The 14,905-nt window shown below is 71.6% G+C and carries 8 protein-coding genes; 3 read left to right on the top strand and 5 right to left on the bottom strand.

Annotation, left to right across the window (positions count from 1 at the left end; translation table 11 throughout):
• Positions 1 to 2,304 carry an esterase-like activity of phytase family protein gene (locus tag ACFYXS_RS15430; protein WP_389248094.1) on the top strand — a complete coding sequence of 768 codons (2,304 nt, stop codon included), beginning with the start codon at positions 1 to 3 and terminating at the stop codon, positions 2,302 to 2,304.
• Positions 2,305 to 2,370: 66 nt separating this feature from the next.
• Here the strand turns inward: ACFYXS_RS15430 and ACFYXS_RS15425 are convergent, their stop codons facing one another.
• The 3 genes from ACFYXS_RS15425 to ACFYXS_RS15415 form a co-directional block, all read right to left on the bottom strand.
• The gene (locus ACFYXS_RS15425; protein ID WP_389248092.1) at positions 2,371 to 3,246 is read right to left on the bottom strand and encodes a hypothetical protein; all 876 of its coding nucleotides are present in this window, start codon (positions 3,244 to 3,246) and stop codon (positions 2,371 to 2,373) included.
• A 114-nt stretch (positions 3,247 to 3,360) separates the two neighbouring features.
• The gene (locus ACFYXS_RS15420; RefSeq protein ID WP_389248090.1) at positions 3,361 to 4,512 is read right to left on the bottom strand and encodes a HupE/UreJ family protein; all 1,152 of its coding nucleotides are present in this window, start codon (positions 4,510 to 4,512) and stop codon (positions 3,361 to 3,363) included.
• Positions 4,513 to 4,619: 107 nt separating this feature from the next.
• Entirely contained in the window at positions 4,620 to 8,600 is a 3,981-nt protein-coding gene (locus tag ACFYXS_RS15415; protein ID WP_389248088.1) for a metallophosphoesterase, read from the bottom strand.
• 270 nt (positions 8,601 to 8,870) lie between these two features.
• On the opposite strand from ACFYXS_RS15415, the gene ACFYXS_RS15410 reads away from it, so the two are divergent.
• A complete protein-coding gene (locus ACFYXS_RS15410; protein WP_389248086.1) occupies positions 8,871 to 11,519 on the top strand; it encodes an ADP-ribosylglycohydrolase family protein in 2,649 nt (882 codons plus the stop codon).
• Between the two features lie 701 nt (positions 11,520 to 12,220).
• A complete protein-coding gene (locus tag ACFYXS_RS15405) occupies positions 12,221 to 12,748 on the top strand; it encodes a DUF5994 family protein (RefSeq protein WP_389248084.1) in 528 nt (175 codons plus the stop codon).
• A 641-nt stretch (positions 12,749 to 13,389) separates the two neighbouring features.
• On the opposite strand, the gene ACFYXS_RS15400 is transcribed toward ACFYXS_RS15405, so the two are convergent.
• Positions 13,390 to 14,121 (bottom strand): hypothetical protein, encoded by a 732-nt coding sequence (locus ACFYXS_RS15400; RefSeq protein WP_389248082.1) that lies wholly within the window; start codon positions 14,119 to 14,121, stop codon positions 13,390 to 13,392.
• Positions 14,121 to 14,693 (bottom strand): DUF5994 family protein, encoded by a 573-nt coding sequence (locus tag ACFYXS_RS15395; protein WP_389248080.1) that lies wholly within the window; start codon positions 14,691 to 14,693, stop codon positions 14,121 to 14,123. The genes ACFYXS_RS15400 and ACFYXS_RS15395 overlap by 1 nt, the downstream gene beginning before the upstream one ends.
• Positions 14,694 to 14,905 lie beyond the last annotated feature (212 nt).

The following is a 14,905-nucleotide window of genomic DNA, read 5'->3' as shown; positions in this document are numbered from 1 at the left end:
ATGCCACCGAAGAGAACCCACGCCGTGCTCGCGACCCTGGCCGTCGCCGCCGGCACGCTGGCTGCCGCAGGTCAGGCGGACGCGCACCAGACCTCGCACCAGCCCCTGGCCTTCCAGCGCACCGCCACCTTCCCGGTGTTCCAGAACCGCCCGGCCGGTGAGGACCCGGCCACCGCGACCGTCGCCGAGATCTCGGCGGTCAGCGAGGACGGCCGGACCCTCGTCTACACCGACGCGCTGGCCAAGCGGATCGGCTTCCTGGACATCAGCAGGCCCGACAGCCCGCGCGGGCTCGGCACGCTGTCGCTGGCCGAGCTCGGCAACGCCGAGGACGAGCCGACCTCGGTGGCCGTCGTCGGCCAGTACGTCCTGGTCGTGGTCAACACCAGCGCCGACCACGCCCACCCCTCCGGCCGGCTCGACGTCATATCGCTGCGCGCCCGCGAGCGGGTGAGCAGTTTCGACCTCGGCGGCCAGCCGGACTCGATCACCGTCACCAAGGACAAGCGGTACGCGGCCATCGCGATCGAGAACGAGCGCGACGAGGAGGCGACCCCGCCCGGCGGCGAGGAGGGCGACCTGCCCCAGGCCCCGGCCGGCTTCGTGCAGATCGTCGACCTCAAGGGCGGCTCGCCGCAGCACTGGCGCACCCGGGCCGTCCCGCTGACCCGCGCCGACGGCACGGCGCTGCCCGTGCTCACCGGCGCCGGGATCGCGGAGCCCACGGACCCGGAGCCGGAGTACGTCACCGTCAACGGCCGCGACCAGCTCGCGGTGACCCTCCAGGAGAACAACGGCATCGTCCTGATCGACCTGCCGGCCGGCCGCATCACCAAGGCCTTCAGCGCGGGCACGGCCACCGTCCACGGCATCGACACCGTCAAGGACGGTGTGATCGACCAGACCGGCTCGATCACCGGCGTGCCGCGCGAGCCCGACGCGGTCAACTGGATCGACGACCGCTACCTGGCGACCGCCAACGAGGGCGACTGGAAGGGCGGCACACGGGGCTGGTCGATCTTCGACAGCCGCACCGGCAAGGTCGCCTGGGACGCGGGCAACACCTTCGAGCGGATCGCCGTCCGCCACGGCCTGCACAACGAGGACCGCGCGGGCAAGAAGGGCACCGAGCCGGAGGGCGTGGTCGTCGCCACCTTCCACGGTGTGCGGTACGCCTTCGTGGGCTCCGAGCGCAGCAACTTCGTCGCCGTCTACGACCTGACCCGGCCCACCGCCCCGGTCTTCCGCCAGGTGCTGGCCACCACCAACGGCCCCGAGGGGCTGCTGCCGATCCCGTCGCGCGACCTGCTCGCGGTCTCCAGCGAGGAGGACGACGCCTCGGTCAACGTGCGGTCCTCGGTGAGCCTGTTCCAGCTGGGCAAGGGCACGCCGTCGTTCCCGGGCATCGTGTCCGCCCCGGACGCCACGGGCGCGCCGATCGGCTGGGGCGCGCTCGGCGCGCTGTCGGCCGTCCCCGGCCGGTCGCACGAGCTGTACTCGGTGACCGACGCGGCGTACTCCGTCACCCGGATCCTGACCATCGACACCTCGTGCCGTCCCGCGGTCGTCAAGCGGGCGCTCACCGTCAAGGATGCCGGCGGCAAGCCGGCCGGCTACGACGCGGAAGGCATCTTCGCCCGTCCGCAGGGCGGCTTCTGGCTCGCCGTCGAGGGCGCGACCGGCGACGGCAACAAGCTGGTGCGCCTCGACCGCGACGGCGTGACCCGGCAGGTCGTCGCGCTGCCGGCGGACGTCGCCACGGGCCTGGCCAAGCAGGGCTTCGAGGGCGTCACGGCCACCACGGACCACCACGGCCACGAGGTCGTGTGGGCCACCCTGCAGCGCGAGGTCAAGGGCGACCCGGCGGGCGTCGTCCGGATCGGCCGCTACGACGTGCGGGCCGGCACCTGGAGCTGGTTCGGCTACCGGATCGGCACCACCACGGCTCCCGGCGACTGGATCGGCCTGTCCGAGATCACCGTGGTCGGCGACAAGCTCGCCCTCATCGAGCGGGACAAGCTCAACGGCCCGGCCGCGGCGATCAAGCGGATCTACACGGTCGACCTGCCCGAGTCCGCAGCCCCGGCGGGTGCGTTGCCGGTGCTGCCCAAGCGGCTCGCCCACGACGTGCTGCCCGACCTGCGCGCGGCCAAGGGCTGGACGCAGGAGAAGCTCGAAGGCCTGGCGGTGGGCGGTGACGGCGAGGTCTACGCCGTCACGGACAACGACGCCGTGGCCGACGCGACCGGGGAGACGGTCTTCCTGCGCCTCGGTTCCAGCAAGGGGATCTTCGGGCGCCGCTGATGCCTCACGGCACTCCCACGGACGGCCGCCCGTACCTCGCCGGCGGCCGTCCGCGGCCCGGTTCCCTCAGTAGCGGTCGAGGATCAGGTCCGTCTTGAGGATGTCGCCGTGGTACAGCCAGCCGTTCCGGTCGGCGGCCGCGATGGCGTCGGTGTGCAGCCGGGAGGCGTCGGCGTAGGTGTCGGCCTTGAACGACAGCTCGATCACGTACTCGGTGCCGGTCCCGGCGGCGTTCTTGACGGGCAGCACCTCGATGCTCGCGTCGTCCGACGCCTCCCAGGCGCCCGACCAGACCTGGGCGGTCACCGGGCCGTGGGCGCGGGAGGCGGAGAGGGTGTCGCCGCCCCAGTTGTCGCGGGACCAGTCGTCGAGCTTGCCGGGGATCTCGTCGACCAGCCAGCCGCGGCCGGTGCCGCTCGACGGCATGGCGGTCCCGGAGGAGCCGCTCGCACTGTGGGACTTCTCGTTGGTGAAACTGAGGGTCTGCTTGGCGTAGCCCCAGTCCACCTCGGCGTCGTAGTTGGTGTCGCTGCTGTCGAAGCCCTGCGCGTTCGCCTGGTTCAGGGCGGCGGTGATGTCGCCGTTGGTCACCGCGTAGCGCTTCTTGTAGCTCTCCTCGAACGAGGACCCGGACTTGTGGCGGAGCCGGACGCTCCAGCCCTGGGCGTCGAGGGCCTGCGCGTCGGTGTCGAAGTACTCGTACGAACGCGCCTTGGCGGAGCCGGAGATGCCGAAGGCCGCCTTCACGGCCGCCGTCGGGCTGTGCGAGGCGTCGAGCGCGGCGGTGGTGAGGTTGATCTTCACTTCGTACGTCGGAACGGCGTTGGACGCGGCGAACGCCGGTGTCGCGGGGGCGAGGACGGCGAAGGACACGGTGAGGGACGCGGCGAGGGCGATCACGGACGCGATGGGCGTGCGACGGCCCAGTGAAGTGATGGACATGCCAATAACTTCCGGCCGGTGGATGATCAACACGTATGCGCCGTCCGTGATCCACATGAAGCGCAGACGTCGTTCAGGTCGCGACGGCCCCCGGCCCCGCCGCCCGTCGGGCGCTCACGACGGGACGGCGGTCACCCGGTCCCAGAACCAGTAGAGGCTGACGATCACGATAGGCGCGGTCATCGCGGGCAGCACCCAGCGGTGCGCGGGGGCCCTGCGGAGCAGCACCAGCAGCGGGAACACGACCACGATGATGCCCAACTGCACGGCCTCGATCCCGACGTTGAAGCTCAGCAGCGACAGCAGCAGCTCCCACGACCAGCTCTCGTCGATGCCGAGCGCCCCCGCGAAGCCCAGGCCGTGGACCAGGCCGAAGAGGAAGACGACCGGCAGCCGCCAGCGCCCGGCGCCCTCCCGGTCGCGGAGCAGGATGCCGGCGCACGCCATGACGGCGATGGAGGCCGCGATGACCGGTTCCACCACGGCCGCGGGCACGGTCACCACGCCCATGGCGGCCAGCAGGAAGGTGACGCTGTGGGCGGCCGTGAAGGCGGTCGCCGCCAGGAGCACGTCGCGCAGGCCGCGGGCGCCGATGAGCAGCGAGAGCAGGAAGAGGATGTGGTCCAGGCCGAACAGCAGGTGTTCCATGCCGAGCAGGAAGAACTCGCCGATCTGGTGGCGGGATCGGTGGGGTCCGCCGGTCGTCAGGGTCGGCTCGGCGGCCGTCAGCACCTGGGAGCCGCGCTGTCCGTCGATGTCGTAGTGGACGATCGTCTCCGTGCTGTGCACAAAGCTCTCGGCGTCCGGGAACAGGGCGCTGGAGATCGTCCAGGGGCCGCTCGCTCCCGCCGGGCAGTCGTAGGCCAGGGTGAGGACGGCGAACGGGCGGGTGCCGCGGGTGTGGACGGCGGCGTCCCCGGCCGGGCGGGGGGTGCAGGCGGTGCCGTCGTGGCCGAGCGCGAAGCGCCCGCTGACGTACGCGTTCACGGCCTTGGCGTTGGTCTTCAGCTGGCGCAGCTGCTCGGCGCGGTCCTTCGCGCCGTAGGCCTCGGCGTAGAGCCAGGCCGACTTCATGAGCAGGTCGTACTCGAGGTCGAGTTCCGCCTGGACGCGGGTTCCGGTGCCGGTCACGTCGACGTACGCGGTCGTGGTCGCGTCGTGCGCGGCGGCCGGGGAGGCGCTCGCGAGTCCGGCGGCGAGCACGGTCAGGAGCGCCGCGAGGAGGGTGAGCAGTGCGGTGGGCGGGCGCGAGGCGGCGGAACGCATGGGGATCTCGGTTCTCGTGGTCGAGCGGGACGGACGGTGGCGCGCCCGCCGTCCCGGACCGGTGGGGTCCGGGACGGCGGGCGCGGTGTCAGCGGCCGGTCAGAAGGTCACCGCCGGGTGCCGGACGAGGCGAACCAGGGGTACGCGGACTCCTCCGGTCCCCAGGAACCCGCCCGGCCCCGCGCGTCCTTGGTCACCAGGACGCTCGGCTCGGAGGAGGTGACCCCGCCGCCGGTGGAGCGCGCCGTCACGAGCCACGCGTGGGTCGTGTCCGGCTCCAGGTCCCGCCAGGTCACCGAGGCGACCTGGCCGGAGGCGGCTTTGGCCTCGCCGATGACGCTCACGGGTGTGTAGAGCGCCAGCGAGTCGGTCCTGAAGGTCGTCTTGCGGCTGCTGAGGTCGATCGGCAGCACCATGTTGTCCTCGGTGCCGTCGTACCGGTGGTTGGTGTCGTACTCGGTGGCACCGAACTCGTCGAGCAGCGGCGAGTAGGTGTCGACGGTCAACTGGGAGCGCTTGACGTCGAACTGGAGCATCCGGAAGAAGCTCGCGCCGAACTGCAGCTGGTCGTCGGGCTGGTAGCCGCCGATCTCGGTGAGCCCGAGCCGGTCGGCGGACACCGTGTAGAACTGGTAGTCCGCCAGCAGCTCGACGACGTCGTGCGCGACCTCGCCGACCCGCGGCTTCACGTTGGTGCCCACGCCGTGCTCGTGACCGGCGAGGATCAGGAACACGTTCGGGTTGTCCTGGACCACCGTCTTGTACAGCATCGAGCCGTCGGGCGCGGAGAACGGGGCGCCGCGTCCGTTGGGGTTGCTGCTCGGCGCGAGGTAGTCGTGCGAGAGCAGGATGCCGTTGCGGTCGGGGAAGCGCTTGAAGACCGAGTCGGCCCATTCGGCCTCCTCGCGCGTCACCCCGTAGGACAGGCCGACCACGACGAAGTCGAGGCCGCCGGCGGAGAACAGGTCGTAGTGGTTCTGGTTGTCGCCGTCGCGCCACGGGCCGCCGTACTCGGCGTGCTCCCAGCCCTTGGACAGGGCCTGGTAGCGGTCGGGGCCGTAGTACCGGTTGTAGATGGCGCCCGGGCCGTTCTCGGTGCCCGACTGGTTGTCGTGGTTGCCCGCGATGACGCCGTTGGGCACGCCGGCGTCGTCCAGGATCCTCTGCTGCTTCGAGGACACCTCCAGCTCACCGGTGACCTGGCGCTGGGTGGCCTCGTCGGCGGGCTTGCGGATGTTGTTCTCGATGAGGTCGCCGGTGTGGGCGACGTAGGCGATCTTGCGCTTGTCCTTGTTGTCGACGATCCAGCGGGAGACGTCGCCGTACGCCTTCTCCCACACCGCCCGCTCCTCGGGCGTCTCCTGCTCGACCGCCCCCTCGGAGAGGTACTGCGTGTCGGTGTAGTGGACGATCGAGAAGTCGTACGCGTCGGGGTCGGCGAACCTGTTGGGGTCACCGGCGTCGATGTCGTCGGCGAACGGGTCCTCACCGGTCACCATGGCGTGGACCTTGGTCCCGTCGACGTAGCGGCGGTCGACGGTGGCGGTCAGGACGGTGTCGCCCTTGACGGCGCCGCGGGCGCTGGTCAGGACGTCCCACTTCTCCGTCGCGGAGTTCCACACGCGCAGCGCGGCGAGCCGCTCGGGGTCGATGGTCCCCTCCCAGCGCAGCACCGGCGCGTCGACGAGGTTCTTCACCTTGACGTCGAACCGCTGGTAGCTGACGGCGTCGGCGGCCGGCGCGTCGATCGTGCGGCCGTCGGCGGGCTCGATGCCGGTGGCCTTCAGCTTCTGCTCGCCCTCGACCTTGAGGGTGGTGGGAACGGCGGCGGCCGTGCCCTGGTAGACGTGGTCGGGCGTGACGATCTCGGTCTCGGAGAACGTGGCGCTCACCTCGCCGCCGTCGGGCTCGCCCACCTTCGCCGACAGCTGGACGCTGCCGCCCGCGTCGGTCGTACCGGACTTCGGGGAGAGCTCGGTGGGGACGTCGGGGATGCCGGCGGAGCTGAACCTCACCTCGCGGCTCGCGCTGTTGCCGAGGCCGTCGGTGGCGGACACCGCCAGCGTGTGCTCACCGGCGGACAGACCGGGGCCCACGAGGGCGCCGACCCGGACCGGCTTGCCGTCCAGCGTGACGACCGGGCCGGTCACGACGGCGGACAGGTCCTCCACGCGGACGTCGAGCACGACCGAGGCGGTCAGCTTCTGCCCGGCGGCGGGGACGCTGGAGGCCACCTCGGGCGCGGAGTTGTCGGTGACCAGGACGCGGGTCGCGGCCTTGCCGGTCTTCGACGTGGCGGCCAGCGTGTGCGTGCCGTCGGCGATCCGCGCGGTGTCGAGGTCGGCGCGCAGGCCCTGGGCGGGGCCGTCGACGAAGAACTCCAGGTCGATCTCGGTCAGCGGGTTGACGTTGTCGCCGCAGTTGCCGTCACCGAGGCTGTACGAGCCCTTGAGCATGCGACCGGCGGCGGTGCCGTTCGCCGGGGTGAGGGTGATGTCGGAGATCGCGAAGTCGTCGTGGTTGTCGCCGCAGGACGTCGGGAAGGTGCCGGTGACGAAGTCGACCGTGTTCCAGCCCGGGACCAGCCACTCGTTGGGCAGCGCGAGGTTCACCCGCTGACTGACGAAGTCGCCGTCGAGCACGTGCTGCTGACCGTTGACCAGGACCTGGTTCTGGTAGCGGGCCTCGATGGAGTTGGTGCCCACGGTGAAGCCGAGGGTGGCGTTCCCGGAGCCGAGGGTCGGCGTGGCGTGCACGGCCGGGGCGTCGATCGTCCAGTGCAGCTCGGCCTCGCGCAGGCGGGTGGTGGTGTTGCCGCAGCTGCCGTCGCCCATGGCGTAGGAGTCGGCGATGCCGTGGCCGGTGACGGTGCCGCCGTCGAGGGCGAGCGCGAGCCGCGAGATGTCGAAGTCGTCGCGGTTGTTGCCGCAGGCCTCCTTGTACGGGCTGGTGACGACGGTGATCGTGTTGTCGCCGGGCACCAGGAAGCGCGCCGGGATCGCGATGTCGACCCGCTGGCTCACCCAGGTGCCGCCCAGGTCGATGCGCTTGCCGTTGACGAGCAGGTAGTTGTCGTACTTGTCGTCGATCGAGTTCGACCCGACGTCGAAGGAGAAGGTGGCCGCGCCGTTGCCGAGGTTCGCGTCGGTGGCGGGCACCTTGCCGTCCACGGTCAGCGTCGCGGTGTCGCCCTCGGCGCCCGCGGGGAAGTTCGCGAACACGGGCTGGCGCCCCTTGACGAGCGTGCCGTCCTTGGGCAGCAGCTTGGGAGCGCCCGCCGGGGCGTTGTTGACCGTCACCGTGGTCTTGACGGACTCGCCGGAGACCGTCCGCGCACCGACGACGTGCTCGCCGTTGGACAGCTTCGTGGTGTCCAGGTCGGCGCGCATGCCGGTGGTGCCCTGCGGGTCGCCCAGCACGAAGAAGCTCAGCGCGGCCTTCGTCAGCAGCGTGGTGTTGCTGCCGCAACTGCCGTCACCGAAGGAGTAGGTGTACTCGTTCTCCTCGCCGTCGGCGACCTCGCCGAGCAGGTCGAGGCCGATGTCGGAGAGCACGAAGTCGTCGTAGTTGGTGCCGCACGAGCTGTCGACGGTGCCGGCGAAGAACTCGATCGTGTTCTCGCCCTTGCGCAGGCGCTGGTTCGGGATCTCGATGGTGCCCCGCTCGTTGACGAGGTCGCCGATGTCGATCCGGTAGTCGCCGTTGACCAGCACGTAGTTGTGGTAGCGGGCCTCCGTCGAGTTCGTCCCGACGTCGAAGCTGAGCCGGGAGACCCCGAGGGTCGACTCGGCGTCGATCCCCTTGCCGTCGACCGTGATCCGCCGGATGGAGTCACCGGCGGCGGTGGGTGTGGCCACGACCGTCTCGGTGCCCTCCAGGTACGCGCCGTCGCCGGGCGTGAGGGTCGGCAGGCTCGTGGTGTCGGCCGACGTGCTCCGCTGCGACGGCCCGGTCTCGGCGGCGTAGGCCGCGGTCAGGTTGCCGCTCACGAGCAGCAGCGCGGCCAGCGCCGCGCCGAGCAGCCGCCGCCCGCCTGATCCCCCGGGTCCGCCACTTGGCCGTCTGCGCCACTGTGTTGGCCGCTTCACGTACTGCCCCTCCCGATCGGTACAAGGTCAAGGGCATGTCGAGAGAGAGTCACGACATGCCCATGGCGGATCCTGGGCGGCGTAAATGAACGCAGTTAAAGCAGAGGTAAACAACCAGCGGAATGCTCCGCTGGTGAGGGCGCGTCACCACTTCCGCACGCGACCCACGGGAAGGGAGATAACGTCCTATTGACGATAAGTGATGGACGTGCGAGGCTGACGGGACATCACGTCGGTGACGCGACCTGCCGGAACACGTGGAGGACACCCGTGGCCCACGCCCCCGTACCGAATCCCCGCCTGGACGCACGGGCCTCCGACCGGGCCGCCGGGGTGCTGCTCGGCGCGGCCGTGGGCGATGCGCTGGGCGTGCCGTACGAGTTCAAGGCCACGCTGAGCGAGACCCAGCAGCCGCGGATGGTCGGCGGCGGCCTGGGACCGTACCGGCCCGGCGAGTACTCCGACGACACCCAGATGCAGGTCTGCATCGCCCAGGTGGCGGCGACCGGAGCGGATCTGCGCGGCCCCGAGGCCCTCGACGCGATCGCTTCCCACTTCCAGGGCTGGCTGAGCGAAGGCGCCAGCGACGTCGGCAACCAGACCAGCCTGATCCTGAGCACCGCCGCCCGGGCGCCGGGGTCGGCGGGCACGGCGATGCGGGAGGCCGCCCGGGAGTACACCGCCGGCAACGCCCGCAGCGCGGGGAACGGTTCGCTGATGCGGACCGGGATCGTCGCCCTCGCCCACCTCGGCGACGCCACCGCGATGGCCGAGGCCGCCGTCGCCGTCAGCGCACTCACCCACCCGGACCCCGACTGCGCCGACGCCTGCGTCCTGTGGTGCTCCGGCATCCGCACGGCAGTGCTGCACGGCACCTTCGACGGTGTGCGAGAGGGCCTGGACCTGCTGCCCGCCGAACGCCGGCAGACGTGGGCGAAGCGGCTGGACGAGGCGGAGGCCGACCCGCCGCACCACTTCCCCAACAACGGCTGGGTCGTCCACGCCCTCCAGGCCGCCTGGTCGGCCATCACCCGCACCGCCGTGCCCGAACTGAACCTGGCCGAGGGCCGCTTCCCCGCCCAGCACTTCCAGCTGGCGCTGGAGGCGGCGGTCCGGGCCGGTACGGACACCGACACGGTCGCGGCGATCGCGGGCGCCCTGCTCGGCGCGCGCTGGGGCTGCTCCGGCATCCCGCTGGAATGGCAACTGGCCGTCAAGGGCTGGCCGGACCTCACCGCGCCCGACCTGGTCCGGCTGGCGGTGCTCACTGCCCGGGGCGGGAGGGACGACAAGCTCGGCTGGCCCTCGTCGCCGGTCATGCCGCCCGGTGGCCACAGCAGCTTCGCGATACCGCACCCGCACGACCCCGGGGTGATCCTGGGCAACCTGGCCCTGGTCCAGGGCACCGAGCCGGTCGCCGTCGACGCCGTGGTCTCGCTGTGCCGCGTCGGCACGGCACCGCTGCTGCCCGGCACCGAGATCGAGCACGTCCGGGTCTGGCTGGTCGACAGCCAGGGGGACAACGCCAACCTCCACTACGTCGTCGACCAGGCCGCCCGCCAGGTGCTGCGGCTGCGTCAGGAGGGCAAGCGCGTCCTGCTGCACTGCTTCGCCGGGCAGAGCCGCACCCCGGCCGTCGCGGCGGTCTACAGCCACCTGTCCCAGGGCCTCGACGCGGAGAGCGCGCTGCGGGACCTGCGCCGCACGCTCACCGGCGGCTGGCACCTGCACGCCCACCCCGAACTCCAGGACGCGGTCCACGAACTGACGGCGCGGGCGGCCGCTGTCGATGGCCAGGTCGAGCGCGGGATCGACGGAGCCAACGGCGCCGCCGAGCAGGAGGAGCTCGACCTGGGGCTCGACAGGGACGGGGGGGCCCGGGGGTTCCTGGACGAGAAGGCTTCCGTGTCCCGGGTGCGCGGGCTGATGCTCGGCCTGGCGGTGGGCGACACGGTGGGCCGCGCCGGGGACAAGCTGCCGGCCGAGGGCTCGCTGCGGGCGGGGGTCAGCACCCAGCTGGCGTGCTTCACCGCCGAGGGCGCGATCCGCGCCCTCGTACGCGGCGCCGAGAAGGGCATCTGCCACCCGCCGTCGGTGGTGTGGCACGCGTACTGCCGGTGGGCCGCGCTGCAAGGTCTGGAGGCCAAGCGCTGGGGCTCGGGCGCAGAGATGTGGCCCGACGGCTGGCTCGCGGAGGTACCCGTCCTGGCCGAACGGCGCGGCTCGGCACCGGCGACCGTGGCCGCCCTGGCCAGGATCGAGCAGGGCACGGCGGAGCGGCCGACGACGACCAGCCGCGGCTGCCACGCGCTGACTCGCACCCTCCCCCTCGCGGTGCTCGGCGCGGCGGAAGGCCCCGAGCGGGCAGCCCTGTGGGCCCGCGAGATCGCCGCCCTCACCCACGGCGACCCGGCCGCGCACTCCGCGGCGGCCCACGCGGCGGTACTGGCCGGCCACTGCCTGACGAGCACGCGGGTGCAACAGGCCCTGCGGGACGGCCTCAAGGCCCTTCGTGCCGCAGACCGCGGCCCGGCCGCCAAGGAGCTCGACCGGCTCGACGCGGCACTTCAGCAGGCCGTCGACCACCCCTCCGACGCCAAGCGGCTCGCGAAGCTCGCCCCGGACGCCACCGCGCCCTCGGCGCTGCTGGGCGGCGTGTACGTCGCCGCCTCCTTCCCGGCACGGGAGCAGGTGGCCGACGCACTGCGCTTCGCCGCCGGGGCACCGGACGGCGACTCGGTCGCGTGCGTGGCGGGTGCGCTGCTCGGCGCGGCCCACGGCGCGGAGGCGCTGCCGGTCGGCCTGGTCAGCCGCCACGAACTGGCCTGGGTCCTGGACACCCTGGCCCGCGACCTCGTCACGCAGCTCGCCCGCACGCACAGGGACGCGCACTGGTGGGACCGCTACCCCGGCTGGTGACCCGCCTCCTGGTGCGTTGGCCACGAACGTTGCCGGGGTGTTGGTGACTCGCCGGTCGGTGCTCGCGGTGCTGGGTTGGTAGGCGTCATCCTCATTGTCGACGTGGTCACTGGTGAGGGTGAGGGGCGAAGATGGCAGAGCCGGTCAGGGCACGGCTACTGACCGATGAAGAAGGGCAGAGGCTGCAGCAGATCGTCCGGCGGGGCCGCCACGAGTCGGTGCGGGTCCGCCGGGCACTGATCATCATGGCGTCGGCTTCGGGTACCACTGTGACCGCGATCGCCAGGCTGGTCCAGGCGCACCACCGTCCGGGACGTGATCCACGCCTTCAACGAAAATGGTCCGGCCGCGCCGGGCCCTCAGTGGGAGGGAGGCCGTCCCCGTCCGATCAGCGATGACGACCGCGAGTTCATCATCGCGACGGCCACAACCCGCCCGTCTGGTATCGGCGCACCCACCGGTACGGCGCCTCGGGATCGGCGGCGAGCGTGCCGGACGCTGTACGGTGACCTCGCGTCCACCGAGGAGTCGTGCGGCCGGACCCGGCTCCGAATCCGTGGGAGCCCGACACATCCGGTTCGCGTGCCACCGTCGGGAGTAGGGTGAAAAGGCCAAGGAACTTGGCCTGCCGGCAGCCGAGGCGATTCGGCTTCGGGAGTTCGGCGGGCCAGCCGGGTTCCGTGCTGACAAGCGAGAAGACCATGGCCGACACGGACAACCCCCATCTTCCCGAACACTTCCCGGACGAGATCCAGCGAGCGGTGAAACCCGGGACGGCGCTGCTGAGGCTGGAGACGGCTCAGGGCCGTCAGGGAATCCTCGACGGTGCGTGGTGGCCGCGTTCCCGCGACATCGTCGCGGAGCTTCCCCGTCTGGTCACGGAGTTGGTCCGCCATCTGGGCCCCATCACGCGCGTCGGTCTGGACGCGAACGCCTGGGACGAACTCCCCACGCGCCTGACCGTTGACGACCGGGTCGTGCACATCGACTCCTTCCCCGTTGGTGACGACACGGTCTTGATCACCCGCGGTGACCGGGACCACTTCTCCCTCCTGGTGGTGCCGCCGCGGGCAACCCCTGATGCGGCGCGCGCCGCGATGGCCAAGGCGGTACAGGGCGGCAACGTCGCAGGGGCCGAACAGATCCTCATCGACACAGGCACCAATCCGGATCGTCCGAGGCGCGTGGACGACGCGGGCGCGGGCCGGCAACCCGATGATCTGACGTGATGGTGCGGCCGAGGGCGGTCACCGGTCGGCTTGGCACGTTCTCCGAACGGGCTCCCAGTACTGATCGACGACCTCTGCCGGTTCGACCGGGGCGCCAGGCCTCGCAGAGCGAGGATGGCGATGGGTAGGGCCGCCGGCCATGGCCGCCCAGCAGTGGGCGCTGCTCGGGGACATGCCTCCTGGCGGGTCGTGACGCCGGTCCCGGCGAACCGGCCGGCGTTGTCCCACTGACACGCACCCATTTCCCGCGGCGGCAAAGGCGGTGACCCATGCTCCAGCACCCTGTGCGGGAGCGCCCGCGTAAAGCGGAACGCAACGGCCCCGGCGCATTCACACGCCAGGGCCGCCCTTCCCAACTGCTGCACGTGAGAGTGCACCAGTTCAACTCCAATGCTACTGCTGCCGAACTCTCGACGCGGAGACACGAATACCAGGTGAGCCGTGTCCCGCACCTGCCGTGCGCCCGGACGCCCGCTCCGCACCGGCACGGCCGCATCCAGCGCGTACGGGAAACAGGCCGAACACAGCGCCGGGGTTCTCCGCCGACGAGGGTGCGGTCGCGGATCGGCCGGGCTACGCCAGGCCGACCGGGTTCGCCCGCCCCATCCGCCTGCCGGCCCGATCGGGTACGGGCCGGTGCGTCACCCCCAGGCGATTGCCGGCGGCCAGTCGGCCCGGCGGGCCCGCGCGGTGTCCGCCCGATTGAGGGCCTCCGCCGCCGCGTCGCCCGTATCACGGCGGCCCGCCGTCACCCGAGGCGGAATCTCCCCAGCGCGCGCATGGCCAGCAGGTGTCGCATGGCCCGTGTCCACCCCGGACCGGAGCGACTGCACGGCCCGAGGGGCCTGCGTGGTGTCGACCGTGAGGTGCAGGCGAGTGGTGCCACCCTCCGGGCTTGCCGGGTAGCTGCGCTGTTCCGTACCCGCGAAGTGTTGCCGAAGCGCGTCAACGACCCCGCGGGCGGCCTCGGGGGACGCGGCGATGACGCGAACCTCGGCGAGCGCGGTCCAGGCCGGTGCCGTCCGTACTGTGTGCGCCGCGGGTGGCGGGCGGCCCGTAACGGTGACACGACTGGGGGAGGCCAGCAGTCGTGCGGGTCGCTGCACGCCAGCTGCCGTCGAACCTGTGTTTTGCAGCCGACGACGGCTGCCGCCTTGCGGCTCTTCGTGCACCGTCCTGGCCAGTGAGTCCGAGGAACCGCCGGCGCCTCTCTCTGGGACGGCGATAGTCCGGCGACCACGGTACGGGAGGAGATCGCCATAACGGAAAGCGGTGATCCGGTGATCGTGCCGCTCGTTGAGCGCGCGGATGATGAAGGCGCCCACGGCGATCATCGCGAGGAGGCGCACGGCCAGGCTGACGAGGACTGCCATCACGCCCACATCCCCCTGGCGCTGCTCGGCACCGCGGCCGTGTCGGCCGCGGACGGGGTGCCGCCTTCCGACTCCCAGTCCGCTTCGCCCCTGCGGTCGGTTCCCATGGTTCGGAGGAGTTCGTCGTCCGCCATGAGGCCGCTCGCGGTGAGTCTGCGCCGGGGGTCGGCCGCGGCTGCCATCAGCCGGGTCGCTGCGGCCAGATCACATTCCGGCGGGATGACCAGCAGATCCAGGCGACCGGTGGTGTAGGAGAGCAGCAGCAGTTTGTTCGGGTCCTGCTCCCTGAACCATCCGACGTGGACGACATGTCCCAAGGCGGAGACCCTTCGCGGGATCACCGGCCATGGCGTGGGGTTCACCGCGACTCGGGTCACTCGCGCCCAGCGGCGATCCAGTGTGTCGATCAGGGCCGGGAGTTCACGTGCGAGATCGCGGGAACGCGGCCACCAGGCTCCGTCCAACAGCCCACGCACGGCAGCGGCCGGCTTCAGTGCCAACCGAGGCGGGGGTATCGGAGGTGAAGAATCCTGCCCATCAGCGATGAGCGGTTGATCGAGGACGACACTCATGACACGGACCTGACTACGGGCGTGTTCCCACTTGCCCGAGATGGTCGTTCGCCGGGAACGACACCGGCATGAGGGCCCGTGTGCGTAATGCTCCTGGTGACTCCAGACTACTCCGGTGAGGGCCCGCTGAGGACGGTACAGACGTCCGGCGGGCATCTGACGGGGCTGGGCACGGCTCGCGAGGGAGGCCCCGCGCACCGAGTACGCCCTCA

The sequence above is a fragment of the Streptomyces sp. NPDC002574 genome, assembly GCF_042889545.1.
In the GTDB taxonomy this organism is placed as follows: domain Bacteria; phylum Actinomycetota; class Actinomycetes; order Streptomycetales; family Streptomycetaceae; genus Actinacidiphila.
The sequence above is the reverse complement of the archived record's forward strand: the minus strand, read 5'-3'. Positions and strand labels throughout refer to the sequence as shown.